Source organism: Nordella sp. HKS 07, from assembly GCF_011046735.1.
GTDB lineage: Bacteria > Pseudomonadota > Alphaproteobacteria > Rhizobiales > Aestuariivirgaceae > Taklimakanibacter.
Genome location: NZ_CP049258.1, coordinates 4,528,362 through 4,551,801, shown reverse-complemented (window position 1 = coordinate 4,551,801; position 23,440 = coordinate 4,528,362). Strand labels below are relative to the sequence as shown.

Here is a 23,440-nt window from a genome sequence, read left to right as displayed (position 1 = left end):
ACTCGTGATCTGGCTCAATATCGCTATACTGACGCTCGTCACCGTGCAGCGCCTGGTCGAGCTCAATATCGCCCAGCGCAACACCAAGCGGCTCCTGGCGCGCGGCGCCTATGAAGCGGGCAGCGGTCACTACTGGGTGATCGTCGTATTCCATGCCGCCTGGCTCATCGGCCTGTGGGTCCTGGCGCGCGACAACCCCGTCAACTGGGTCTGGCTCTTCATCTTCCTCGCCATCGAGGCGATGCGCGGCTGGGTGGTGGCGGCATTGGGCGAACGGTGGACGACGCGCATCATCGTGCTGCCGGGCGAGCCGCTCGTGGCGCGCGGCCCCTACCGCTATCTGCGCCATCCCAACTATATCGTGGTGGCCCTGGAAATCTTCGTGCTGCCCATGGTGTTCGGCATGCTCTGGTACGCGCTTGCCGGCACTCTCATCAATGCCGCGATACTCTATTGGCGCATACGGGTGGAAGAAGAAACCTTCAGGGAAGCGGCGCCGCCGTCCGGTTGAACCGGGACAACGCGCAGACTGCCTATCAGCGCTTCGGGCGTGATGACGAGAGGACCATAAGATGGCGTTTATTCCGGATCTGGCGGCGTTCAAGAAAAGTCTTGGTTCACTTCCTGTTTCGATCTTTGAACCGGGTGATTCAGTGCTGGCAGCCGGATCCACGACCGGCCAATTGTTCATCCTCAGACAGGGTGCCGTTGAGGTCGTCAGGGATGGCCAGCAGATCGCTACCATTACTGAGCCCGGCGCGATATTCGGCGAGCTCGGTCTCATCCTCGACAAGCCTCACACGGCGGATGTGCGCGCGATCGAGCGTTCCGAATTCCACGTTGCCAAGGCATCCTCACTGCTCAAAGAGGACGCGGCGGCTTTGCTCTATGTCTGCGCGCTGCTTGCGCGCCGACTCGACGCCGCCAATGAGGTCATTGTCGAGATGAAACGCGAGCTCGATCCCGACGAACCGCCGAGCGCGATCACCAGGGCGCTGGAAAAGCTCGAGAATCTCTTGAGCCCCGCCGGCGCCAATTCGGCAGCCTTCACCTATTATCCTATCCTTTGAGTTCTCCAGTATCGGGAGATTTCCCAACTCGTCATGGCCGCCCTTGAGGCGGCCATCCAGTATTTGGATTGAAACAGATGAGAGACATCAAGGCTGGATGGCCGGGTCAAGTCTGGCCAAGACGAAACGGGGTTAGAACGGCCGTCTGGCCCGCATCGCCTGGGTCAGCGTGCCTTCGTCGAGATAATCGAGCTCGCCGCCGACCGGCACGCCATGGGCGAGCCTGGATGTGGCGATGTTCAGATCCTTCAGCCGGTCGATGATGTAATGCGCCGTCGTCTGGCCCTCGACGGTGGCATTGACCGCGAGCACCACTTCCTTGACACCCTCAAGACCCGCCCGCTCGACAAGGCGGGCGATGGAGAGGTCTTCAGGACGAATGCCTTCGACCGCGGACAAGGTGCCGCCCAGAACATGATAGAGACCGCTCCAGGCGCCGGCACGTTCGAGCGCCCATAGGTCTCCCACTTCCTCGACGACGCAGATCACGCTGCGGTCGCGGCGCGGATCGCGGCACAATGTGCAGGGATCGCTGGTGTCGACATTGCCGCAGTCGGAACAGACCGTCACTTTGTCGCGCGCCTCTTCCATCGCCGTGGTCAGCGGCACCAGGAGCTTCTCGCGGTTCTTGATCAGATGCAAAGCGGCGCGCCGGGCCGAGCGCGGTCCCAGCCCCGGCAACTTGGCCAGGACCTGGATAAGGCGTTCGATCTCGGGGCCGGTGGTGCGCCGCATGAACAGATCAGAAGGGAAGCTGGAAACCGGGCGGCAGCGGCAGGCCGCCGGTGATCGACTTCATCTCCTCTGCGACCATCTGCTCGACCCTGTTCTTGGCGTCGGCATGCGCGGCTACGATCAGATCCTCGAGGATTTCCTTTTCTTCGGGCTTGAGCAGGCTCGGATCGATGTCGGCGCCGGTAAGCACGCCCTTGCCGTTGAGCGTCACTTTGACCAGGCCACCGCCCGACTGGCCGGTCACCGCCAGCTGACCGAGCTTGGTCTGCATATCCTGCATGCGGCTCTGCATCTCCTGCACCTGCTTCATCATGGCGCTGAGGTTCTTCATCGGTCGTCCAAGTCCTTTTCCGTTTGCATGTCGTCCACCGGGGTCGCGGCGCTGTCGAAGTCGCGCACATCGACGATTTCGGCGCCGGGGAATCGCTGGAGGATCGCCTGGACATCGGGATGCTCGCGCGTTTCGCGATAGATCGTGTCCTTCTTGTCCCGGCGCTGCTCTGCGAGCGGCTTCTCTCCGCCGTCGCGCGCCACCAGCACCATCCAGCGCTGCCCCGTCCATTCGTTGAGCTTGCGGCCAAGCTCATTGACGAGCCCAGGCGGCGCCGAAGCTTCGAGCGCCACCTCGATCTGGCCCGGGCTCACGCGGATATGCCGCATGAGATTCTCGATCTGGTTCTTGAGCCTGATGTCGCGCTTCTCGCCGACATAGGCCGCGATATCGCTTAGATGCGCGAAGGGCCTCGTCTCGACACTACGCTCCTGCGGGCGCTCATTGGCGGGGTCGGAGGCGACCGCAAGTTGGCCGTTCTCGACCGGCGGCGGCCCATCCTCGCGCTCCTGGCGCGGGCTTGAGCGCTGCTCGCGCGGTGCAGGCGATCCTTCGCGCGCGAGTTTCACCAGGTCCTCGCCGGTGGGCAGGCTCGCGGCATAGGCCAGCCGGATCAACACCATCTCCGCCGCCATCAGCTGGTCGGAGTGAAGCTCGATCTCTTTCAGGCCCTTGAGGAGCATCTGCCAGGCGCGCGTCAGATGCGGCATGGAAATCTTGGCCGCATGCTCCTGGCCGCGCTGGCGCTCGGTCTCGCTGCGCGAGACATCACCTGCCGCCTTCGGTGCGACTTTCAGGCGCGTCACCCAGTGCACATAGTCGGCGAGGTCGCTCAATATCGTGTGGGGGTCCCCACCCGCCTGGTGCTGTGTCTCGATCTCCTTGATCGCGGTGGCCGCATCACCGGCCATGACGGCGTCGAACAGCTCGATGACGCGGGTGCGGTCGATGAGGCCCAGCATGGCACCGACTTCGGCCGCCTTTACGGTCTCGCTGCCATAGGCGATGGCCTGGTCGAGCAGCGACAGGCCATCGCGCGCCGAGCCCTCGGCGGCGCGCGCGATCATGCGCAGGGCATCGTCCTCGATGGTCACGGCTTCCGCCTTGGCCACCTTGCCGAAGAGCTGCATCAGCACCTCGGCATCCATGCGGCGCAAATCGAAGCGCTGGCAGCGCGACAGGATGGTGACCGGGACTTTGCGGATCTCGGTCGTGGCGAAGATGAACTTCACATGCGGCGGCGGTTCCTCCAGCGTCTTCAGCAACGCGTTGAAGGCGTTCTTCGACAGCATGTGGACTTCGTCGATGATATAGACCTTGTAACGCGCCTGGATCGGGGCATAGCGCACGCCCTCGATGATCTCGCGCACGTCGTCAACACCGGTATTGGAGGCGGCGTCCATCTCGATCACGTCGATATGGCGCGATTCGAGAATCGCCTCGCAATCGGGCGTCACCTCCGGCATGTCGACCGAAGGGCCGCCGGGATAGTTGAGGGCACGGGCGATGAGGCGCGCCGTGGTCGTCTTGCCGACGCCGCGCACGCCGGTCAGCATATAGGCCTGGGCGATACGGCCGGTGGCGAAGGCGTTGGAGAGAGTGCGCACGACCGCCTCCTGGCCGATCAGATCGGCGAAGGTCCGCGGTCGGTATTTACGGGCGAGAACGCGATAACCGTGGGCGCTCGCGCCGCTTGCTTCTTCGGTCACTGGCGAGCCTGCCGGTCTGTTCCAAGGGCGTATATGTCTCAAGCGCTACAGAAAGCGCCTGAGGCGGGAGGCTGGACGGGCAACCCGTACCAAACTCGTTAGGGCTGCTTCCTTCCGGACCTGACCCGGTTGGCGAGCGACACGTCCGCCGCCAACCTCCCGCCGCCTATATCGGGCCTGATCGAGCAAAAGGCAAGTCTGTCAGAATCTCCGTTGACTCCAGGTCATATGCCCCTGCTATCCTGGTGTCAGTGCGGCCGCGTAAAGAGCCAATCAACAGGAGAAAAGCCATGAAGCTCTCCCTTCTCGGAATTTTTGCCGCCGGAGCGGCAGCCATCCTGCTGCAGACCGGTGTAATAGCCCAGTCCTCCAAGGCGGTGGCGGCTGAAGGCTGCATCGTCACCGATGTGACGTTGCATGTGAAGCGCTGCCCGGCCGGCGTCACCTTTGCCAGCGGGGCGGCGGCGGCCAAGCCGACCGTCACACCGACGGCGGCCGAGCCCGAGGTCACGCCGACGGCGAGTGCGCCCGCCGGCTGCATCAAGACCGATGTCATGCTGCATGTGAAGCGCTGCCCGGCCTAAAGGTAGACCAGCTATATTTGAGAGCCCTTCCCGGCCCGCCGGGAAGGGTCTCGACGGGTCTGGAACCGGCGCATTGACCCCTCCGCGGCCATCGCCTATCTGAACGGCATGGCCAAGCGCGACCTTATCATTCTGCCCGATCCCCTGCTCCGGACCGTCTCGAAGCCGGTAAAGACCGTCGATACGGCGACGCGTAAGCTCATGGATGACATGCTGGAGACCATGTATGAGGCGCCCGGCATCGGCCTTGCGGCAGTCCAGATCGGCGTGCCCCAGCGCGTGGTGGTGATCGACGTCTCGAAGGAAGGCGAGGAGAGGCAGCCGCTGTTCCTGGTCAATCCCGAGATCAGCTGGTCGAGCGACGAAGAGTCGGACTATGAGGAAGGCTGCCTGTCCATCCCGGAGTTCTACGACATGGTGACGCGGCCCAAGGAGGTCACGGTGCGCTATCTCGACCGCCAGGGCGAGGCCAGGGAAATGCAGTGCGGCGGCGTGCTCGCCACCTGCGTGCAGCATGAGGTCGATCATCTGAACGGCGTTCTGTTCATAGACTACATCTCCAAGCTGAAGCGCGACCGGGTGGTAAGGAAGTTCGCCAAGGCGCAGAAGCTTGCGCGCAGCGGAGCCTGACCCTTTGCGGCTCGTCTTCATGGGCACGCCGGATTTCGCGGTGCCCACGCTCGCCGCCCTCCTCGAAGCCGGCCACGAAATCGTCGCGGTCTATTCGCAGCCGCCCCGCCCGGCCGGCCGCGGCATGACGGACCGCCTGACGCCGGTGCATCATTTCGCCCTCACACACGACCTCGAGGTTCATACCCCCTCAAGCCTGAAAAGCGAGGACGAGCAGAAGCGATTCCGCGCCCACGAGCCCGATGCGGCGATCGTCGTCGCCTACGGTCTGCTGCTGCCCAAGCCCATCCTGGAGGCGCCGCGCCTCGGTTGCTTCAACGTCCATGCCTCGCTCCTGCCGCGCTGGCGCGGCGCGGCACCCATCCAGCGCGCCATCATGGCGGGCGACGCGGAGACGGGCGTCACCATCATGCGCATGGCTGAAGGGCTCGACACCGGGCCCATGTGTCTCGCCGGCCGCGGCCCCATCACAGTCAGCGCGACTGCCGGCAGTCTGCATGACAGCCTCATGCATATGGGAGCCAGCCTGATGGTAAAGACGCTCGAAGAGCTCGAAGCCGGCAGGCTCGACTGCCGGCCGCAGCCTGACGAAGGCGTCACATACGCGAAGAAGATCGACAAGGCGGAAAGCGAGATCGATTTCTCAAAACCGGCCAGCCAGGTGCGCAACCACATCCACGGCCTGTCGCCCTTTCCCGGCGCCTGGTTCCTGCTCGATCAGGAAGGTCGGACCTTCCGCATCAAAGTGCATCTGTGCGAAGTAGTGGACGGTAACGGTCTACCCGGCGAGGTGATCGACGACAAGCTCACCATCGCCTGTGGCGAAGGCGCGATACGTCTTGTGAGTCTTCAGCGCGAAGGCAAGAGCGCCATGGGAATCCAGGAATTCCTGCGTGGCCTTTCGGTGCCCAAGGGCGCGATGGTCGGGTAGACCGGGCGTTCCAACGGCTGCAGCGCTCGATCGCTTAAGTTTGCGCGTCGGGCTATCCGAAAATCGCCTCGCACTTTTCGGTCCGATGCTCTTGGTTATTCCGGTCCGTCGGCGGCCACACCACCCACGGGAACGTCTACAAGGATCGTGCCGGCTTTCTCGAAGGTGAGCGTCAGGGTGAGGCGCTCTCCCTTCTTCAGCGGGGCTTTCAGGCCCGTTAGCATCACATGCGTCTTCCTGGGGCCGAGCGCGACGGTTTCCTTGGGCGCGATGGTGATCGCTTCCAGATGGCGCATGCTCACCACACCATTCTCTTCCACATTCTCATGCAGCATCGCCATCTGCGCAGCGTCGGTCTGAACCGCGGTGAGCTTGTCCGCGACATCGCCGTCATTGCGGATGGTGAAGTAGACCGCTCCGGCCTTGGCGGCCGGCGTAGCGGACGCCCGCGCAAAGGCGCCCGTTACCATCATGCCGTTCGCCTGCGCGGCCGTCACGAAGGAGACGGCGGCGGCGACGGTCAGGCTGATGGCGGCGGCAAGCTCTAAGACTAGTCTGCGCATGGAGCACCTCATGCCCCGAATATGGCCCCCTGATATGGGCACGAATATGGATTGCGCCAGCGGCTAACGGTCGCGGAATTTCTCGGAGGATATGCGCGTCCTCAGCCGCGAGATGTTCGCTCCAGCCTGCGGTCTTCTTCCGTCGCCGGTATCCACCATTCGCGTCCCCGCGGCGTTTCGACATATTCGGGCCAGGGGAAATCGACCGGCGGCGCATAGTCGCACCACGGCTTGACGTCGCCCGCTTGGGCGAGACGGTCGGCATGCTCGGCCTTGGCGCGCTCGAGCGCCGCCTTGTCCATCATCAATTCGAGGATTGTGCCGGCAATGGTTTTCGCCGCCACCTTTACCGTCGGATCGATGGTGGCGGGAATGCCGCCCAACGCATTCATGACCCAGTCGGGATAGGCGAAACCCGGCGGCGCCTTGAGCGTCGCTCGGCCGACATAGAAGCGCACCGCCGGCGCATGCCAGGTCATGTCGGTGTAGTCGTCCGAGGTGTAGTGCGTCTGCCAGGTGGGGATCGTCTGGCGGATCTTGCGCTCAGCCTCCTCGGGCGGGATGAGTTGCTCGATCTCGGCGATGAAAGGCCGCGCCATGGGCTCGAGCTTGAGTTCCCTCTGGATCGCCTGCGCCGTCTCGATCGCGTCTTCGCCAAAATGCGGCGCGCCGGCCAGCTCCATGTTGCGATAGGTGATCTCGGCCATGGCGTGATTGGCGAGGCCGGGGCGCGACTTCGATACCCAGTGCTTGCGCACCGTGCAATGGGTAGCGAGCGCGGCACTCTCCGCATTCCGATCGAGCACCGCGAAGATGTTTTCCAGCATGGCGCGGTCGGGGGTGCGTGCCGCGAACAATATCTGCGCCATCTGGGCGGCGAGATTATCGGCCGTCGCCTGGCCGCTCGCCAGGATCGTCTCATTGAGCGCCCAGGTGCCGGTATGGGGCAGCATGTGGTCGCGCATCATCTTGGAGAGCGTGTACATGGCGACGACGGCGTCGTTGGCGCCGGGGGCGCGGGCCGATGTATGCGCCGCCGGGATCGGCCCCTTCACGGCATCGGCGAGCCATGTCTCCGGCCTTTCGCACAGGAACTCGTAGATTGCCGCATAATATGGCCCGCAATGCGTGTCCCACCGGCAAGTGTTGCAATAAGGCAGCATATAAAATGGATGGAAGGAAATGAGCGCATCGAGCCCGTCATAATAGCCCTTGGCCGCGTGGATGGGCTTCGATCCCCTCACCTTCTCGGCGGGCTCGCCCATGAAGCGGATGGTGCCGGTGACACCATGTTTCTTCATCGCCGCCTTGGCCGCGAGCGCGCCGACGAAGGCCCCCATGCCCAGCGCGGAATGCGGATCAGTATGGCCGCCGGCGAAACGCGACAGGCCCTTGCGCGGCGCGCGATAGGTATCGGCGATCTGACAGTTGCCCGGCACCGCGTCATATTCGGCATAGGCCATGACGGTCGGCCCTTTGCCGTTCGACCAGGTGGCGGAAAAAGCGGTCGGCATGCCGCCCGAGCCCGCTTCGACGCTAAAACCCTCGGCCTTTAGCTTCGCCACATACCATTCGGCCGAGCGGTATTCGCGCCACGCCGTCTCGGCGAGCGACCAGATATGATGGTTCCAGCCCGACCAGTCACGCTGCTGCTCGTCGACAAAGGCAAAAGCGGTGCGGGTTTCGGGGGAGGTCAATCTCTGTCTTCCTTTCAGCGCAGTGCGTCGGCGAGCTTCCTGATCGAGGCGTCGATCACCGCCTCGTCGAACCCCGCATAGCCGAGAACCAATCCGTGCCGGAAGGGCTTGCCGGCGAAATAATCGGAGAGCGCGGGCGCCAGGAGCCCTACCGCGGCGGCACGTCTCGATGCCTCGCGGTCGTCCATGCCGTTCTCGAGTGTGCAGATGAGATGCATGCCGGCGGGCTCGGGTGTTGTGGCGAGCACGCCTTGCGCATAACGCTGTACCGCCTCGCGCAACGCCGTCTGCCGTTTCGTGTAGAGGCGGCGCATGCGCCTGATATGAATGGCGTAGTGGCCGAGGCGCATGAAATCGGCGAGCACCGGTTGCAGGAAAAGCGACACGCGGGCGCCGCGCTCGCGCATCACCGCCGACATGTCGTTGATGAGAGTTGGCGGCACCACGAGATAACCGATGCGCAGGCCGGGCAGCATGGTCTTGGAGAAGGAGCCCAACGAGATCACGACGCCTGAATCATCGACGCCCATCAGGGCCGGCAGCGGCTTGCCGTGATAGCGGTATTCGCTGTCGTAATCATCCTCGATAATCCATGTCTTGTGTTGCCTGGCCCAGTCGAGAAGCGCCAGGCGGCGGGAGAGCGGCATGGTCATGCCGAGCGGATAATGGCGCGCCGGCGTTACTACCGCGGCACGCGCGTCCTTCGGCCCCCTGGCGATGTCGAGACCATCCGCATCGACGGGGATCGGCGCCGTCCGGAAGCCGAGTTCCGTGAAGGTGCGGCGGATCAGGACATAGCCCGGCTCCTCGATGATGATCTTGTCGCCGCGCGCGAGGATGCTCTGCCCGAGGAGCTCGAGCGCCTCGCCGGCGCCGCTGGTGATCACCACCTGCTCGGGCGCGCAGCGCATGCCGCGAAAGGCGCGCAGATGATCCGCAATCGCCAGACGCAAGGGCGCCCAGCCCAAAGGATCGGGCGAGGCCAGAAGCTCGCGGATCGGATTGCGCCAAGTCTTGAGCATGAGCTTGGCCCAGATCTCATGCGGGAAGAGCGCGAGTTCGGGCGCCGCCGGCTGGAAGGGGCGCACATCGTCAGGGCGCGGCAGCGCGGTTTCCCTTACCGGCGCCAGCTGTTGCGCCGCCCGCAGCACATGATCGGGGAGATCGGGCGCCACGAAGACACCCGAGCCATGCCGGCCCTCGGCATAGCCCTCGGCGACCAGCTCGTCGATCGCCGCCACCACAGTCGCGCGCGACACGCCGAGCTCCTCGGCATAGATACGGCTCGACGGCAGGCGGGCACCGGGGGCGATGGTCTGCGCCAGGATCAGGCGTTTGAGCTCGGCGGCGAGTTGCCGGTGCAGCGGCTCGCGATCGGCACGGTCGAGACTGATGCTCGCGAGAGCGGCTTCGCCAAAAGTGGTCTGCCGCTCTCTTCTTGATGTGGCCCTTTTCATCAGTCCACTTCTGCCACAAGCATCAGTCTCTGGATAGGCCTTATCGGCAAGGACGAACAATGCTGACCGAAGAAATGAAAGCCATCATCGCGACCTACCCTTTGGGCTTCGTCGCCAGCGTCAATCGGGACGGCACACCCAATCTCTCGCCCAAAGGCACCTTCGTCATGCTCAATGAGCGGCAGCTGGTTTTCGGCCATATCCGCTCACCCGGCACCATCGGCAATATCGCCGAGCGCCCGGTGATCGAGATCAACTTCATCGACGTCCTGGCGCGCAAGGCGGTCCGCCTGCGCGGCCGCGCCGTGATGTTCTCGCGCAGCGCCCCCGAATTCGCCGAGCTCTTCGCCGCCTTGTCCGGCTGGAAAGGCTATACCGAAATGATGAAGGCGGTCGTGCGTGTCGATATCGACACAGCCAGCCTCATCCTTTCACCGGCCTATGATCTCGGCCACACGGAAGCCCAATTGCGCGAACAGTACAGAGCGAAGTTCACGTCGCTTTAGCGCCTCCGCCCCAAAATTGCTCAACTTCGGCGATCAGAAAGCGCTCAAGACTATGAGGGTCAGGATTTGCGCAAGTTCCTACGCTGGGCGTCGATCGCCGTTTTCGGGCTCGCCCTATTCATATTTCTCAACAACACCAATCTCATGACGCCCGCCGATGACGGCAAGCCGGAACTCCTGGCTCACCGCGGCGTCGCCCAGCGCTATACGCCGGAAGGCATAGACAACGAAACCTGCACAGCAACACGTATCGTCGCCCCCAAGCACGATTATCTGGAGAACACCATCGCCTCGATGAAAGCGGCTTATGAGGCCGGCGCCGACATGGTGGAATTCGACATCCATCCGACGACCGACGGGCAATTCGCCGTTTTCCATGACTGGACTCTCGACTGCCGCACCAATGGCACGGGGGTCACGCGCGAGCACAGCATGGCCGAACTCAAGGCGCTCGATATCGGCTATGGCTACACCGCCGACGGCGGCAAGACCTTTCCCCTCCGCGGCAAAGGAGTTGGCCTCATGCCGACGCTCGAAGAGGTGCTATCGACCTTTTCCGACCGGCAATTGATGATCAATGTGAAGAGCAATGATCCAAAGGAAGGAGAGCTCCTCGCCGATGTGCTGATGAAGCTCTCGCCCGAGCGGCGCAAGGCCCTCATCGTCTATGGCGGCGACCGGCCGATCACCGCTCTGAAACAACGCCTTCCCGACATCGCGGTGTTCTCGAAAGAATCGCTGAAAGCCTGCCTCTATCCCTATATCGCCTATGGCTGGAGCGGCCTCATGCCCAGTGCCTGCAGCGACACGGCTTTGCTGGTGCCGATCAATATCGCGCCCTGGCTGTGGGGCTGGCCCAATCGGTTCCTCGGCCGGATGGAAGATGCCGGCACGCGCGTTTTCGCTCTCGGTCCGATGCGCAAGGGCGATGGCACGGCCGGCATCGATTCGCTCGAAGAGCTCGATCAGCTGCCCAAGGATTATACCGGCGGCATTTGGACCAATGAAATCGGCCTGATTGCCGACAAATTGCGGGCCGAGGGACGGCTCTGAGCCGGGGTGACAGTCATGACGGCTACTTTGCTATCGCAGGGGCTGCCACATCCATGAAGCTGCGATAGAGCGTGCTGGCATTGGCGATGAAGCCGGGCATCAGCGGCTCGGCCTCGCGGGCGAGCGCTTCGAGCGCACCGGATCCGCGCACCTTGGCGAGCGCTGCCTCATAGGCCGGCACCTTGCCCCAGTCGGGAATGGTCGAGGGCTCGAGCTCGACATGATATTGCATCGAATAAGCGTGGCGGCCGATGCGCATCGCCTGGATCGCGCACACATCAGAGCGCGCCAGGACGAGAGCGTCTTCGGGCGCCTGGGCCACCTTCACACTATGCCACTGCAGGGCTTTCATCTTGTGCGGCAGGCCCGAGAAAACGGGATCGCTCTTGCCGGCCTCGGTGAGCTCGATATCGAGAATGCCCACCTCCGGCGGGCGCTGCGGACCACAGGTGCCTCCCAGGGCATCGGCAAGGAGCTGATGGCCGAGGCACACACCGAGGAAGGGCCGCTTCAGGTCGCGCACCCATGTGCGGATGGCGCGCTTCTCGGGGATGAGCCAGGGATGCTCCTCGACGTCCCACACATCCATCGGCCCGCCCATGACCCAGAGCATGTCATAGGCCTCGAGCGGCGGGATGACGCCGCCTTCGTCGAGCTCGACAGCGTCCCAGACGATGCCGTCCTCCTTCAGGAATTCGCGCAGGACGGCGGGGTGTTCGACAGCGAGATGCTGGAAGACGAGGAGTTTCATTGCGCCAATCTAACTTGGAAAAGCCCGCCGGTTCAATAGAGCCCAGCCCGGGCAATGTGCCGGCTACCGCCGAACATGGATGTCGGTTTCAATCTTGCATGCACGACATAACGCAAGGGGCCGGCGAGCGTGCCGTCCAGAGGCCAGCAGGTAGCGAGCGCCAGATTATAGCCCGCGGCACCGGCGTCGATCTCCGACTGGTCCCAGCGCACGATATCGGCGCCCGTCATCTCATAGGTGAAGGTGATGCCGTCATCGCGGGTGATCCTGATCTCGTCACCCACCTTGAGATCGCCGAGGAAGCGGAAATGCGTGTCGCGATGCGCGGCGAACACCGATGTGCCGCGCTCGCCTGGCCTCGGAGTCTGCGCAAGGTGGCCTGGACCGAAAGCCAGCGCCTGGCCGCTGCCGCCGGCGAGCGCAATCGCGGAGGCCTGCAGTCGCGGCACAGAGATGCGCGCCACCGGCCAGGTATCGGCCCAGCTCCAGGGCTTGACCGGCTTGCCGGTGGCGATGCTCGCGGCGAAGGCGCGGTCGAGCAGGATCTGCGCCAGACCCGCCTTGGCCTTGATCCACAGGCCTTCGCCGAGGAGCCCCATACCCAGGGCGGCGCAGAGGAGCGAGGCGATGAAGAACAGCGCCGGACAGGTTTTGCGTCGTTCGGCTCCATTCGACTCGCTACGTTCGCCAGTCGCCGCGCGTGAAGCGTCGGGTGGGACGACAGCAACGTCTCCCATCACACCCATGCGCTCCCGCAGTTCCCGCAGCGCCTTGCGGGCGCGGCGCGAGCGCCGCATCCAGAAGGCCGGCATCTCGTCGATACCGGCACTCATGCGAGCCTCGCGCGGCGGGCGAGGAATGCAAAGACCAGCGCCAGGATCGACAGCAGCGCGCCCAGGAGCATCAGCAGCTCCGCCGGCGTCGCCGTCTGCGGCAGGTCGACGGTCTTCATCGCATTCGCCTGCCGGCTCTCCGGCGACTTGCGCATCGCGATCAGCGTGACGTCGAGCTTCGCATCGCGTTCGAGCACGTCCGGGTTGTCCTCTTTGCCGAAGACCTTGTCATAGTCCCAGCCGACTGGAAGGTTGAGCGGTATGTCGGCGCGGCTGAGCTTCTCGCCGGGCTGGCGCGACGGCGTCTTGTCGACCGCCACGAGGCTCGATACGCTGCTGACCAGATGATGCTCGAGGGCGAGCGCCAGGATGCGCCTGTCCGCCTCTTCGGGCGTGATGGCGCCGACCGTCCGCGCCACTTCGGCATCGTCGATCATGCGCCGGGCCCAGAGCTTGGCAATGCCTGAGCCCGGTTTCGCATCAGCGAGCGGTACACTCACCTGCCAGTCGCGTCCGGCGATCCTGGCGGACAGCGTCACGGCGCCCTTGCGCTCCGGCATCTTCATGAGGAAAAGCGCCGGCTCACCCTGATAGATGTCAGGTAACAGGGACGGCGTCACGTCCGCCGAAGCCTGATCGAAGGTCGCTTTGAGATGTGTGACCGCTGGGTTTTCAAGCTTGGCGAAGAGCTCGCGCATGCGGTCCTCGACCTGGCCACCCTCGCCGATCATCGCATAGCTGCCGCGGCCGAGCTCGGCGGCGCGCGTCATCAGATAGGAGTTCGGCGCCGAGCCGATCCCCACCATGAAGACGCGCGAGCGGCCGCGCATCGCGCTCAGGACGTCGAACATCTCCTGCTCATTGGCGATGGCGCCATCGGTGATGAACACGACCTGGCGGAGCGTGCTTTCATCATCAGGTCTCGCGTCGCGCAGGGCGGCGCGCAGAGGCGCTATCATCTCGGTGCCGCCCGAGGCTTCGAGCCGGCCGACGAATTTCTTCGCCGTCTCGACATTGTCGTGGTTGGCCATCACCGTGTCGGTGAAAAGTATATCCATCGTGTCGTCGAAACGGATGACATTGAAGCGGTCGGCCGGGTCGAGCCGGCCCAGCGCATAGAGGAGGCTCGCTTTCGCCTGCGACATCGACGGGCCGCCCATCGAGCCCGAATTGTCGATGACGAAGACCACGTCGCGCGGGACACGTTTTTCGGGCGCCGACGCGGCGGGCGGCATCACATAGGCCAGCGCATAATCGGCACCGTCCACTTTTTCGCTGAACAGGCCGATCTCGGGGGCAGCCCCTTGTGCCGGTTTCCAGGTGAGCTCGAAGTCGCGATCGGCGAATTCGGCGCGCGCCAGGGTGATCGTCTTGCCGCCCCCGGGCAAGGCTTCGGCGATCACGTCATGGAAGGAGCTCGCGACCTCGCCCAGCGCAAAGCCAGGATTGAGACGGACGGTAAGAGTCAGGGGATTGACCGGCGCGTTCCCGCGCGGATCGAGCACCGGCGGCGTGACGCGGTCGCGGTCCGGAATGCTGTCCTTTACGGTGTAGAACTGCCCGTTTTCTGACACCGTCAGTGTGGGATCGGGCACGTAGCGCGGCGCCACGACGGTCGGGATCCTCAGCGAGAAGAGGCCGCCCGACTGGGCCACCGGTTCCTGATATTCGATCTGGATGACGACGGTCTCGCGAGGCCCGATATTGGCGACCTGGCTGGTGAAGACATTGGCGCGCTCCTGGTCGAGCAGTGCCGCCTTCTGCCCCTTGGCCTTGGCCTCCTCATAGATCTGCTTGGCTTCCTGCCGTTCCTTGATCTCACCGACGACGATGCGATCGCCGATCACCATGCTGAGGCTGTCGACGGCCGCCTTCTCTGATAAGGGAAATACATAAGTGCCTTCGATCCAGCCATCGGTCGGGTTCTTGAACTGCTGCGTGACTCGCGTCCGGGCTATGGGACCGGTCACGGTGATGTCGAGATCAGTGGCGACCCGAGGCGCCTCGACAAATTTCCCGGGCTCGTTGGTGTCGAGCAGCAAAGCGCCCGTGCCCATTTGCGCGGGCGTGACGAGGCCGGCGCCGGCGCTGAGCGTCATGGCGATGACGCCCAGCAGGGTCAGCAATAATCGATACATGATGAGTTCCGCTCCATAACGGCGCGCCCGCAATCGGGGTGCCGTGGCTTCATCATGTGGCGCGTGTCGCAGTTGCGCCGCGAGCGGGCAAACCGCCATTCTTTGGCCGGGCGTTGCCGCTATACAGCAGGACTTGCCTTGTTTTAGACAGGCCATTGTGGAAATGTACGGGTTTGTACGGCTCCCATCCCCCACCGAGGTTTCTTCCTCCCCATGACCGACCAGACCCTCTCGGCTGAAGAGAACGATGCCGTGGCGGACATGGTGCGTGAGGCGCTCGCCCGCCGCCGCATCACCAGGCAATATCTCGCCGATCAGGCAAAGATCAGCCTCTCGACGCTTGAAAAGGCGCTATCCGGCCAACGCCCCTTCACGCTCGCCAGTATAGTACGGCTCGAAGCGGCGCTCGGCCTCACGCTCAGGCGGCCGACGCCCACCAAGCGCGCCGCCGCCTCGCGCCACACCGGCATCGCGCCCGAGGAGCTCGGTTCCTATGCGAGGCCCGCCGTGTCATGGATCGAGGGCGACTATCTGACGATCAGGCCGTCCTTCTCCAATCCCGATGCCGTCTATGCCTATCTGACCTGTATCTCCTGGAACGAGGAAAAGTCGCATCTGACTTTCAGGGAGAGCGAGCGGGTCGACGCCGCCTTCACGCAGGACGGCCATGTGTCGATCCCGCATCAGTCGGGCTATATCTATCTCATCACCAACAAGTCCGGACAATACCGCTTCGTCATCGTCTCGCGTCCGACCATCGCGGGCGAGATGTTCGGCATATTGACGACGCTGCAGTCCGGCCGCGGGATGAATCTGATGCCGGTGTCGACACCCATCATCTTCGTTCCGGCGAAATCCCTGGGCGGCGGCCCGGCCTATGGCCGCATCGAGAAAGGTCATGCGGCCTACACGAAATACAAGGCCTACGTGACACGCGCCTTGGAGGAGCCTTTCGCGTTGCTGATCGCGAAGTGATCCGCCCGACGCGGGGCGCCGGGCGGATCCGCTGTCAGTTCCACCCCACCAGCTCGAGCAGCCAGTGCAGGCCATAGGCCAGGCCGCCGGCGGCGGGGAAGGTCAGTATCCAGGCCCAGACGATGCGCTCGATCACCGTCCATTTGAGGGCGCGCGAGGACTTGGCGAAACCGACACCCATGATCGCCGTCGATATGCTGTGGGTGGTCGAGACCGGCATGCCGAAATGCGCGGCGACCGTGAGGATCGTCGCCGAACTCGTCTCGGCGGCGAAGCCATGGATCGGATGCAGCTTCACCATCTTATGGCCGAGCGTCTTGATGATGCGCCAGCCGCCCGCCGCCGTGCCCGCCGCCATGACGAGCGCGCAAGAGACGATGATCCAGCTGTCGATGCCGTCGCTGCCGGCATCGGGCTCGAGAAAGCGCGCCCATTCCGGCAAGCCCTGGAGCGCGCCGGCGCTCTCCGCGCCCAATAGAGCGAGCGCGATGATGCCCATGGTCTTCTGCGCGTCATTGCGGCCATGCGCGAGCCCCATATAGGCGGCGGAAGCGAGCTGCGCCTTGCCGAAGATGGCATTGACCCAGAGGGGACGGGCGAGACGTGCAAGCGGCCCGCCGGCCTTCGCCAGCCCCGAAATCAGCGCCCACAATGCCACCATCATGATGATGCCCAAGGTGAAGCCCGCCACCGGCGAAGTCACCATCGGCAGCAGCACCTTCCACAGAAGACCCTGATTCTTGGTCCAGTCGCCGACGGACTCCGACCAGATGAGAGCACTCCAGTTGTTGTCGGCAGCGGCAAGCGCGGCGCCGCAAAGACCCCCGATCAAGGCGTGCGAGGATGAGGATGGCAGGCCACGCCACCAGGTGAAGAGATTCCAGATGATGCCACCGAGCAGCGCGCACAGGATCACTTGCAGCGTGACATTGACCACGCCTGTGTCGACCAGCCCCGAGGAGATGGTCTTCGCCACAGCGGTGCCCCAGAAAGCGCCGATCAGATTGGTGACGGCGGCCAGCATGATGGCCTGAGCCGGCGACAAGACCTTGGTGGCGACCACGGTGGCAATGGAGTTCGCCGTGTCGTGGAAGCCGTTGATGAACTCGAAGACGAGCGCCATCAGCACAACGGTCAGGACAAGGATCAGCATGGGTTAATGACCGCCCTCATTAATACGCGCGCTCTCCCACCTCGTCATCCCGGCGAAAGCCGGGATCCATTGAGTAAGTGCAAGTCGGCCAGCGCTCATCGTTCGGAGAGATTTTTGGGGAAATTGGGTTGAGTTGAGACTTCGCATGGAACAGTCACTCGTCAGCTGTTCTTCAGCGCAACTTGATAGACGATGGCGCCCGCGTCGCGGCAGCGGTCGATCGCCTTTTCCAGGATCTCGAAGAACTCCTTGAGCAGAAACATGCGGGCGCCGTCGAGATCGCCGGAATAGAGTTCTCGATAGAGCTCGAGCAACAGGCGGTCGGCCTCCGTCTCGATCGCATGGAGGCGGTCATCGAGCGACTTGATCGTCTCGAGCTTGAGACGCGGGAGTTCGCGCACCATGTCGAGAACGATCTGGGTGGCCTTTTCCAGCATGGCGGCGCGCGGCGCGAAATCGACACCCTCAAGCCGGTGGGCGGCGAATGTATAGCGGTCGGCGAAGCGCTCGACCTGTTTGGATATCTTATAGAGCGCCACACGCAGCTCCTCGATATCCTCGCGCTCGATGGGAGTGATGAAGATATCGACCAGCGCCTGGCTGATCCTGTTCGTCGCCTCTCTCTGGCGCTGCCTGGCGAGCTTGATCTCTTCCAGGCCCTTGTCGTTCGAAGCCGGGTCCAGCATCCTGTGCAGGGCCTTGGCGCTGTCATGGGCCGACACGGCGGCGGCGTCGAGGAGCTCGTAGAACTGCTTGCCCGAGCCGAATATCGTCTGAAGGGAGAACATTTCGGGATCCTTAGCGGGAATGGAAGGTCGCGGTCATCGCCGTCATTACTTCGCGTTGGTCAGCTTGAACAGCACGAAGCTCGTCGGTTCCACGTCTTTCTTTGTCCGGTCGGTGACGATGAGGAAGAGTCTCTCGGACAGGCGGGTCAGGCCTTCGAAATTGTCCACCAGCAGCGGGTCGGGCGTGGCCGAGAGGTCGGGCGCGACACATTGTCCGTCCGCCGGGCAGGACGCGATATCGAGGTGGCGCAGATGCGCCGTCCGGGGGCCGCCCTTCTCCTCGGCCGTGCGCTCGAGCACCAGCAGGCTGCCATCGGCCATCGTCTCGATCGCCTTGAGACGGCCATCGGGCTGCGCGGCATCGAATGCCCAGGTCGCGCCATTTCCGGCATAGACCTTGTGCGCCGTATCCGGTTCGCCGCGCAGGGGCCGTTCCGGGGCCGTCAGAATGCCATGGACCTTGTCGAACGCGACCGCCTCCAGGCGACTGTTCTTCTTGGCATAGCTCGTCGCGTCGGCCAGGGGAGCCGGCAATGCGACATCGGCTATCCATTGGCCCTTCGGCGTGAAGCGGGCGATGCCGGGCCCATCTTCGAAGGCGATCAGGAGCTCGCTGTTGCCGGGCGTGCCGTCATCGCTATTGACGGCGGAAAGTCCTTCGGCGTTGGTTGCCGACACATTGCCGATAGGAGCCGAGATCGGCGCCGCGAAGACATGCTCGATCCCGGCGATCCTGTCGCCGTCCAGCTGAAGGCGGAAATGATGCAGGACGCCGCCATCCGAGACGGCATAGAGAAGCTTCTCATCCGCATCCCACGCCAGGCCGGAAAGCTCGTCGACCCGTACGCCATCCTTGCCGGTGGCGGGGATCTCCGTCTTCCCCAGGGCTTCGAGCTTCGGCTCGGCGGAGGCACCCGGCAGAGCGGCGGTCCCTAGCAGGAGCGCGGCCACGGCCAGCCCGCCGATGAGATTTCCAGTCTTGAGTGTCATTGCAGCGCCTCCATTTCGGGCCGGGCGGCCGGTTTCAGGGATGACAGATCCGGACTTGCGAGCTTGCGCAAGGCCGGCAGGAATCGATTGTGCCTGGTGCCGCGATTGAGAAGCGCGATCGCGGTGCAGTATTTCGAGCAATGCTTGGTCGGGCGCTGATGCAGGGCGCGCAGCAGACGGTCGGCGATGCCATTGCCGCGGGCCGACTTGGTCTCCAGGATGAAGTGATCGTCATCGACGGCATGGTAGGCGGCCATATCGTAGAAGCGCAGAGAGCTGTCGATCGTCATGCGCTCGCCGCCCTCCTTCGCCACCAGCGTCATGCGGACATAGCGCATGTCGATGACCCGCTGCAGCTCATGGGGGAACACGGCGCCATATTGATCGTAATAGGCACGGTGAACGAAAGTGAGCGCTTCATCATCCAGCCTGCCGAATTTCTCTGGCGCATAGCCAAACCGCCTCTTCACCGTCACGCCGCGCTTGTCCTTGAGTTTCACCTCGACGAAGCACAGCGCCGCATCGAGATATTTGCGGATGCGCACCTTGGCGCGCCGGCGCCGACCCTGATGGTGGTCGAAATAGCTGCGCCGGTCCTGGTTGTCGAAGTAACACGTCTCGTAGGTGAAGGCGCGGCGGCCCGAGATCTCGAGCACATCAAAATGGCGGGCAAGTTCGGCGGCGGCCGCCTGCAGAACGGGCCTGCGCACCACGTATTTGTTGTCGAGCCGCTCCAGCATCTCCGCCCGGGCGTTGAGCGTGGCAAGGCCGATCGGATCGAAGCCCTGCTCCAGCCATTGGTCAGCGCGTGCGATAGTAGACATTGAGCCTCGCCATTTCCGTGATGTAATCGAGTTGAAGCACTTGATAGGAGAGAACCGCGACGCCGAGACGGTCCGACAATTCGGCGCGCATGGAAACGGGGTCCGCCAGCAGATCGGTATTGATCTTGTCGAGCGTCACCTTGGCGCCGGAGACCGATTGCAGGATGCGCGGATGGTCGATGACGAAAGCGCCGGCGAGGACGAAGCCCACCGCCATGACGGCGAAAGGAACCGTCGTTCCATGCACCGAGGTGATGACCGCGATGGCGACACTGCCGAAGAAATAGGTCATCTCGGTCTTGCTCAGCGGCTCCGAGCGCAGCGTGAACAGCGCCAGTATGGCGAACAGGCCGAAGCCCGCGGCCACGCTGAAATTCACCGAGGACAGAATGGTCAGGACCGCGAAGATGAATATGTTGAACAGCGCCGCGGCGGTGACCAGTTCCTTGTCGCGGTAGCGGCGGTAATAGAGGCCGAAGACGAGCGCGCTCATCCCGACGAGATTCAAACCTATCCTGACCGCTTGCGAGAGTGTCGGGTCCTCAAGGACCTGTTGAAGCGAGGATATCAACATTCAAACTCCTGTTCTTTTCTCGCGCGTTCAAGCAGCGCGAAGAGAAGAACGGAGCGATCCGGGTTCTATTCCCGGCATTTCTCAAATTATGACGACCGGATGACATTTCTCTAAAAACACATGTCCCGGGAGGACTTGGGTTTTTTCGCATATGGGCAAATTGACCCTGGATCAGCCGCGGCCGAGAAAAAACCAACCCATTGATATCGCATATGTTTCCGGCCGTTTCTCCATTGAAACGGCCGGAGTCGTCCCGTCTCAGCGTCCGACGGCCGCGAGGATGCGCACCCAGCTTCTGATGCCGCGATGGAAGCTGGCGAGATTGTATTTTTCATTCGGGCTGTGCAGTGCGTCGTCATTGAGACCGAAGCCGACCAGCACACTGTCCATGCCGAGGATGTCCTTGAAGCAGCGCACGATCGGGATCGAGCCGCCTGACCCGATGAGCGCCGTCTCGCGGCCCCACTCGTCCTTCAGCGCCTGCGCACTCTTGCGGATCAAATGCGAGGTTTCGGCGATCTCGGTCGCCGGGCTTCCCGCCCCGTAGGAAGCGAAAGTGACCTTGCAGTCCTTCGGCACCTCGGCCTTGGCGAAGGCGCGGAACGCCTTGAGGATCTTTTGCGGATTTTGCTTGCCGACCAGACGGAAGGTCAGCTTGGCGTGGGCCTCGGACGGGATGACGGTCTTGGTGCCGGCCCCCGTATAGCCGCCCCATATGCCGTTCACCTCGGCGGTCGGGCGCGCCCAGACCTGCTCGAGCACGCTCTTTCCCTTCTCGCCCGCCGGCACCGACAGGCCGACCTCCTTCAAAAACTTCTTGTCGGAAAATTTGAGCCTGCTCCATTGCGCCTTCATCTCCTTGGGGAGATCGCTGACGCCGTCATAGAAGCCCGGAATGGTGACCTTGCCATTCTTGTCGTGGAGCTTCGAGAGGAGCTTCGAAAGAATGCGCAGCGGATTGGCGGCGGGCCCGCCATAGGCGCCGGAATGGAGATCGATGCGCGGCCCCGTGATGGTGATCTCATCCTTCACTATGCCGCGCAGCCTGGTGGTGATGGCCGGAGTCTTGGCGTCCCACATATTCGTGTCGCAGACGAAGGCGGCGTCGCAGGCGAGTTCTTCCTTGTTCTCTTTGAGGAAGGGAATGAGGCTCGGCGAACCCGACTCCTCCTCGCCCTCGATCAGCAGCGTGGCCTTGATCGGCAGCGAGCCGGTCTCGGTGATCCAGGCGCGCATCGCCTCGATGAAGGTCTGGAGCTGGCCCTTGTCGTCGGCGGTGCCGCGGCCATAGAGGCGCACGACGCCATCCTTGCCGGTGCGCTTCTGAGGCTCGAAGGGCGGCGTCATCCATTTGTCGAGCGGATCGGGCGGCTGCACGTCATAGTGGCCGTAAAACAGGAAATGCGGGACCTTGCCCTCGGTATCCTTCGGCGCGAAATGGGCGACCACCATCGGATGGCCGGCCGTCTCGCGCAAAGAGGCATCGAAGCCCAGCGCGGCAAGGTCGGCGACGATGCGCTCGCCGGCGCGCCGGCAATCCGCCTTGTAGGCGGGATCGGTCGAGATCGATGGAATGCGGATGAGGTCGAACAGGCGCCCGAGGCTCTGGTCGAGCGCCTTGTCGGCGGCGCCGAGAACGGCGTTGATGTCGGTCATGATTTGCGGCGCTCCTGTTGTTCGGCAATGCCGGCGATGATGCGGGCCCAGCTTCTGGTGCCTTTCCGGAAACTCGTCAGATTGTACTTTTCGTTCGGGCTGTGGGCGCCGTCATCTTCAAGACCGAATCCGACCAGCAGGCTGTCGACCTTGAGCGATGACTTGAAGGTGCCGACCACCGGGATCGAGGCGCCTTCCGCCATCAGCACCGGTTCGCGGCCCCATTCGGCCGTGAGAGCCTCTTGCGCCAGGCGCACCCAGGGGCTCGTCTCGGCCACCGTGGCCGCCATCGAATCGCCTCCTTCAGATTTGTAACGCACCCGGCAATCGGCCGGGAGCCTGGCCTTGACGAAGGCGCGCAGCCCTTTGCGGATCTGCGCCGGCGTCTGGCGCCCGACCAGGCGGAAAGTGAGCTTGGCCATGGCCTCGGCCGGCAACACCGTCTTGGAGCCCGCCCCCGTATAGCCCGAATAGATGCCGTTGATCTCGGCGGTGGGCCTGCTCCAGATCTGTTCATAGACCGGATAGCCCTTTTCGCCCGCCGGCACCGAAAGTCCGACGGCCTTGAGATACTTCTTCTCCGGAAAGTTGAGGGATTTCCATTGCCGGCGGGTCGAGGCCGGCACCGGGTCGACACCATCATAGAAGCCGGGCAGCGTCACCCGGCCATTGCGGTCATGCAACTCGCCCAGGATCTTTGTCAGGACGCGAATGGGGTTGCGGGCAGCACCGCCGTAATAGCCCGAATGCAAATCCTTGGAGGGCCCCGAAATGACGATCTCCTCGGCGATGCAGCCGCGCAGCCGCGTGGTGATGGCGGGCGTCCTGGCGTCCCACATGCCGGTATCGCAGATGAAGACGATATCGGGCTTGAGCCGCGCGCGGTTCTTCGCGACATAACGATCGAGATGAGTAGAATCACCCTCCTCGTCGCCTTCGAGAAGTACGGTGAGGTGGAAAGGCAGGCCGCCTTTGGCCTTGATCCAGGCGCGGCTGGCCTCCAGGAAGGTCATGAGTTGGCCCTTGTCGTCACAGGCACCGCGGGCAAAGATGCGCGCTTCACCATCCGCACCCTTGCGCAGCTGGGGCTCGAAAGGCGGGCTTTCCCACAAGTCCAGCGGGTCGGGTGGCTGAACATCGTAATGGCCGTAGAACAGGATGCGAGGCGCATGGGACGGCACGCCCTTGGGCGCATATTCAGCCACAACGACCGGCTGGCCGGTGGTCTCGTCCATGCGCGTCTGGAATCCCATGCCGCTGAGCAGGCGCACGAGCCATGCCGCTGCGTCACGGCAGGCGCCGTGAAAAGCCGGATCGGTGCCGACCGAGGGAAATCTGAGCAGCTCGAAAAGGCGCGCGATACTTTCGTCCAGGGCGCCATCGATACCCTGCAAAACATCGTCAATATTTTTCATCTACAAGACCTGAAAGACAATTTCCCGAAGCGGGACCTGATGCAGTCTCTCATGCGCCACAATCATTCGGCAAGGGC

General features: G+C 63.5%; 24 protein-coding genes and 1 other RNA gene. 8 read left to right on the top strand and 17 right to left on the bottom strand.

Annotated features, from left to right (window positions below; translation table 11 throughout):
* Positions 1–4 precede the first annotated feature (4 nt).
* Together G5V57_RS21415 and G5V57_RS21410 are read left to right on the top strand one after the other, a co-directional pair.
* Positions 5–511, top strand: coding sequence for an isoprenylcysteine carboxyl methyltransferase family protein (locus G5V57_RS21415; protein WP_206530087.1), 507 nt, complete (start codon positions 5–7; stop codon positions 509–511).
* 61 nt (positions 512–572) lie between these two features.
* Complete coding sequence (locus tag G5V57_RS21410) at positions 573–1,070, top strand: cyclic nucleotide-binding domain-containing protein (RefSeq protein ID WP_165169576.1); 498 nt, start codon at positions 573–575, stop codon at positions 1,068–1,070.
* 132 nt (positions 1,071–1,202) lie between these two features.
* On the opposite strand, the gene recR is transcribed toward G5V57_RS21410, so the two are convergent.
* The 4 genes from recR to ffs form a co-directional block, all read right to left on the bottom strand.
* Complete coding sequence (recR, locus tag G5V57_RS21405; protein ID WP_165169575.1) at positions 1,203–1,805, bottom strand: recombination mediator RecR; 603 nt, start codon at positions 1,803–1,805, stop codon at positions 1,203–1,205.
* Positions 1,806–1,812: 7 nt separating this feature from the next.
* Positions 1,813–2,136 carry a YbaB/EbfC family nucleoid-associated protein gene (locus G5V57_RS21400; protein WP_165169574.1) on the bottom strand — a complete coding sequence of 108 codons (324 nt, stop codon included), beginning with the start codon at positions 2,134–2,136 and terminating at the stop codon, positions 1,813–1,815.
* Positions 2,133–3,845: a DNA polymerase III subunit gamma/tau gene (locus G5V57_RS21395; protein ID WP_165169573.1), complete on the bottom strand. Its 1,713-nt coding sequence runs from the start codon at positions 3,843–3,845 to the stop codon at positions 2,133–2,135. The genes G5V57_RS21400 and G5V57_RS21395 overlap by 4 nt, the downstream gene beginning before the upstream one ends.
* Before the next feature lie 63 nt (positions 3,846–3,908).
* An RNA gene (gene ffs, locus G5V57_RS21390) (signal recognition particle sRNA small type) lies at positions 3,909–4,005 on the bottom strand.
* Between the two features lie 130 nt (positions 4,006–4,135).
* Between ffs and G5V57_RS21385 the strand changes: the two genes are divergently transcribed.
* The 3 genes from G5V57_RS21385 (at position 4,136) to fmt (ending at position 5,990) form a co-directional block, all read left to right on the top strand.
* Positions 4,136–4,429, top strand: coding sequence for a hypothetical protein (locus G5V57_RS21385; RefSeq protein WP_165169572.1), 294 nt, complete (start codon positions 4,136–4,138; stop codon positions 4,427–4,429).
* A 108-nt stretch (positions 4,430–4,537) separates the two neighbouring features.
* Complete coding sequence (def, locus tag G5V57_RS21380; protein WP_165169571.1) at positions 4,538–5,059, top strand: peptide deformylase; 522 nt, start codon at positions 4,538–4,540, stop codon at positions 5,057–5,059.
* A 19-nt stretch (positions 5,060–5,078) separates the two neighbouring features.
* On the top strand, positions 5,079–5,990 hold the full coding sequence (fmt, locus tag G5V57_RS21375) for a methionyl-tRNA formyltransferase (RefSeq protein WP_165174212.1): 912 nt from the start codon (positions 5,079–5,081) through the stop codon (positions 5,988–5,990).
* Positions 5,991–6,085: 95 nt separating this feature from the next.
* On the opposite strand, the gene G5V57_RS21370 is transcribed toward fmt, so the two are convergent.
* From G5V57_RS21370 to G5V57_RS21360, 3 genes are all read right to left on the bottom strand, one after another.
* Positions 6,086–6,553: a copper chaperone PCu(A)C gene (locus G5V57_RS21370; protein WP_165169570.1), complete on the bottom strand. Its 468-nt coding sequence runs from the start codon at positions 6,551–6,553 to the stop codon at positions 6,086–6,088.
* Between the two features lie 101 nt (positions 6,554–6,654).
* Positions 6,655–8,250: an amidohydrolase gene (locus G5V57_RS21365; RefSeq protein ID WP_165169569.1), complete on the bottom strand. Its 1,596-nt coding sequence runs from the start codon at positions 8,248–8,250 to the stop codon at positions 6,655–6,657.
* 14 nt (positions 8,251–8,264) lie between these two features.
* Entirely contained in the window at positions 8,265–9,707 is a 1,443-nt protein-coding gene (locus tag G5V57_RS21360; RefSeq protein ID WP_165169568.1) for a PLP-dependent aminotransferase family protein, read from the bottom strand.
* 59 nt (positions 9,708–9,766) lie between these two features.
* Between G5V57_RS21360 and G5V57_RS21355 the strand changes: the two genes are divergently transcribed.
* A complete protein-coding gene (locus tag G5V57_RS21355) occupies positions 9,767–10,213 on the top strand; it encodes a pyridoxamine 5'-phosphate oxidase family protein (protein ID WP_165169567.1) in 447 nt (148 codons plus the stop codon).
* A 66-nt stretch (positions 10,214–10,279) separates the two neighbouring features.
* Complete coding sequence (locus G5V57_RS21350; protein WP_165169566.1) at positions 10,280–11,266, top strand: glycerophosphodiester phosphodiesterase family protein; 987 nt, start codon at positions 10,280–10,282, stop codon at positions 11,264–11,266.
* A gap of 22 nt (positions 11,267–11,288) precedes the next feature.
* Here the strand turns inward: G5V57_RS21350 and G5V57_RS21345 are convergent, their stop codons facing one another.
* The 3 genes from G5V57_RS21345 to G5V57_RS21335 are packed head-to-tail and all read right to left on the bottom strand — an operon-like array spanning position 11,289 to position 14,988.
* On the bottom strand, positions 11,289–12,017 hold the full coding sequence (locus G5V57_RS21345) for a type 1 glutamine amidotransferase (protein ID WP_165169565.1): 729 nt from the start codon (positions 12,015–12,017) through the stop codon (positions 11,289–11,291).
* A gap of 32 nt (positions 12,018–12,049) precedes the next feature.
* Complete coding sequence (locus G5V57_RS21340) at positions 12,050–12,850, bottom strand: class GN sortase (RefSeq protein ID WP_371744578.1); 801 nt, start codon at positions 12,848–12,850, stop codon at positions 12,050–12,052.
* Complete coding sequence (locus G5V57_RS21335) at positions 12,847–14,988, bottom strand: marine proteobacterial sortase target protein (RefSeq protein ID WP_165169564.1); 2,142 nt, start codon at positions 14,986–14,988, stop codon at positions 12,847–12,849. The genes G5V57_RS21340 and G5V57_RS21335 overlap by 4 nt, the downstream gene beginning before the upstream one ends.
* 213 nt (positions 14,989–15,201) lie before the next feature.
* Between G5V57_RS21335 and G5V57_RS21330 the strand changes: the two genes are divergently transcribed.
* Positions 15,202–15,963, top strand: coding sequence for a helix-turn-helix transcriptional regulator (locus tag G5V57_RS21330; protein ID WP_165169563.1), 762 nt, complete (start codon positions 15,202–15,204; stop codon positions 15,961–15,963).
* A gap of 34 nt (positions 15,964–15,997) precedes the next feature.
* Here G5V57_RS21330 and G5V57_RS21325 read toward each other — a convergent pair whose 3' ends face one another.
* The 7 genes from G5V57_RS21325 to G5V57_RS21295 all read right to left on the bottom strand — a co-directional run bounded on the left by G5V57_RS21325 (position 15,998) and on the right by G5V57_RS21295 (position 23,363).
* Complete coding sequence (locus G5V57_RS21325; RefSeq protein WP_165169562.1) at positions 15,998–17,116, bottom strand: inorganic phosphate transporter; 1,119 nt, start codon at positions 17,114–17,116, stop codon at positions 15,998–16,000.
* Between the two features lie 161 nt (positions 17,117–17,277).
* Positions 17,278–17,904: a DUF47 domain-containing protein gene (locus tag G5V57_RS21320; protein ID WP_165169561.1), complete on the bottom strand. Its 627-nt coding sequence runs from the start codon at positions 17,902–17,904 to the stop codon at positions 17,278–17,280.
* 45 nt (positions 17,905–17,949) lie between these two features.
* On the bottom strand, positions 17,950–18,894 hold the full coding sequence (locus G5V57_RS21315) for an esterase-like activity of phytase family protein (RefSeq protein WP_165169560.1): 945 nt from the start codon (positions 18,892–18,894) through the stop codon (positions 17,950–17,952).
* Positions 18,891–19,718, bottom strand: coding sequence for a polyphosphate polymerase domain-containing protein (locus G5V57_RS21310; protein ID WP_165169559.1), 828 nt, complete (start codon positions 19,716–19,718; stop codon positions 18,891–18,893). The genes G5V57_RS21315 and G5V57_RS21310 overlap by 4 nt, the downstream gene beginning before the upstream one ends.
* A complete protein-coding gene (locus G5V57_RS21305; RefSeq protein ID WP_206530086.1) occupies positions 19,696–20,292 on the bottom strand; it encodes a DUF4956 domain-containing protein in 597 nt (198 codons plus the stop codon). The genes G5V57_RS21310 and G5V57_RS21305 overlap by 23 nt, the downstream gene beginning before the upstream one ends.
* Before the next feature lie 258 nt (positions 20,293–20,550).
* A complete protein-coding gene (locus tag G5V57_RS21300; protein WP_165169558.1) occupies positions 20,551–21,948 on the bottom strand; it encodes a dipeptidase in 1,398 nt (465 codons plus the stop codon).
* Positions 21,945–23,363 carry a M20/M25/M40 family metallo-hydrolase gene (locus G5V57_RS21295; protein ID WP_165169557.1) on the bottom strand — a complete coding sequence of 473 codons (1,419 nt, stop codon included), beginning with the start codon at positions 23,361–23,363 and terminating at the stop codon, positions 21,945–21,947. Before G5V57_RS21295 ends, G5V57_RS21300 begins: the two co-directional genes overlap by 4 nt.
* Positions 23,364–23,440: the final 77 nt, after the last annotated feature.

What these genes read in the sequence shown, in the direction of transcription:
- G5V57_RS21305 (WP_206530086.1), bottom strand. Translation starts at nt 20,292, where the DNA reads ATGTTGATATCCTCGCTTCAACAGGTCCTTGAGGACCCGACACTCTCG.
- def (WP_165169571.1), top strand. Translation starts at nt 4,538, where the DNA reads ATGGCCAAGCGCGACCTTATCATTCTGCCCGATCCCCTGCTCCGGACC.
- G5V57_RS21330 (WP_165169563.1), top strand. Translation starts at nt 15,202, where the DNA reads ATGACCGACCAGACCCTCTCGGCTGAAGAGAACGATGCCGTGGCGGAC.
- G5V57_RS21325 (WP_165169562.1), bottom strand. Translation starts at nt 17,116, where the DNA reads ATGCTGATCCTTGTCCTGACCGTTGTGCTGATGGCGCTCGTCTTCGAG.
- G5V57_RS21335 (WP_165169564.1), bottom strand. Translation starts at nt 14,988, where the DNA reads ATGTATCGATTATTGCTGACCCTGCTGGGCGTCATCGCCATGACGCTC.
- recR (WP_165169575.1), bottom strand. Translation starts at nt 1,805, where the DNA reads ATGCGGCGCACCACCGGCCCCGAGATCGAACGCCTTATCCAGGTCCTG.
- G5V57_RS21315 (WP_165169560.1), bottom strand. Translation starts at nt 18,894, where the DNA reads ATGACACTCAAGACTGGAAATCTCATCGGCGGGCTGGCCGTGGCCGCG.
- G5V57_RS21345 (WP_165169565.1), bottom strand. Translation starts at nt 12,017, where the DNA reads ATGAAACTCCTCGTCTTCCAGCATCTCGCTGTCGAACACCCCGCCGTC.
- G5V57_RS21400 (WP_165169574.1), bottom strand. Translation starts at nt 2,136, where the DNA reads ATGAAGAACCTCAGCGCCATGATGAAGCAGGTGCAGGAGATGCAGAGC.
- G5V57_RS21385 (WP_165169572.1), top strand. Translation starts at nt 4,136, where the DNA reads ATGAAGCTCTCCCTTCTCGGAATTTTTGCCGCCGGAGCGGCAGCCATC.
- G5V57_RS21355 (WP_165169567.1), top strand. Translation starts at nt 9,767, where the DNA reads ATGCTGACCGAAGAAATGAAAGCCATCATCGCGACCTACCCTTTGGGC.
- G5V57_RS21410 (WP_165169576.1), top strand. Translation starts at nt 573, where the DNA reads ATGGCGTTTATTCCGGATCTGGCGGCGTTCAAGAAAAGTCTTGGTTCA.
- G5V57_RS21340 (WP_371744578.1), bottom strand. Translation starts at nt 12,850, where the DNA reads ATGAGTGCCGGTATCGACGAGATGCCGGCCTTCTGGATGCGGCGCTCG.
- G5V57_RS21300 (WP_165169558.1), bottom strand. Translation starts at nt 21,948, where the DNA reads ATGACCGACATCAACGCCGTTCTCGGCGCCGCCGACAAGGCGCTCGAC.
- G5V57_RS21295 (WP_165169557.1), bottom strand. Translation starts at nt 23,363, where the DNA reads ATGAAAAATATTGACGATGTTTTGCAGGGTATCGATGGCGCCCTGGAC.
- G5V57_RS21320 (WP_165169561.1), bottom strand. Translation starts at nt 17,904, where the DNA reads ATGTTCTCCCTTCAGACGATATTCGGCTCGGGCAAGCAGTTCTACGAG.
- fmt (WP_165174212.1), top strand. Translation starts at nt 5,079, where the DNA reads ATGGGCACGCCGGATTTCGCGGTGCCCACGCTCGCCGCCCTCCTCGAA.
- G5V57_RS21370 (WP_165169570.1), bottom strand. Translation starts at nt 6,553, where the DNA reads ATGCGCAGACTAGTCTTAGAGCTTGCCGCCGCCATCAGCCTGACCGTC.
- G5V57_RS21360 (WP_165169568.1), bottom strand. Translation starts at nt 9,707, where the DNA reads ATGAAAAGGGCCACATCAAGAAGAGAGCGGCAGACCACTTTTGGCGAA.
- G5V57_RS21310 (WP_165169559.1), bottom strand. Translation starts at nt 19,718, where the DNA reads ATGTCTACTATCGCACGCGCTGACCAATGGCTGGAGCAGGGCTTCGAT.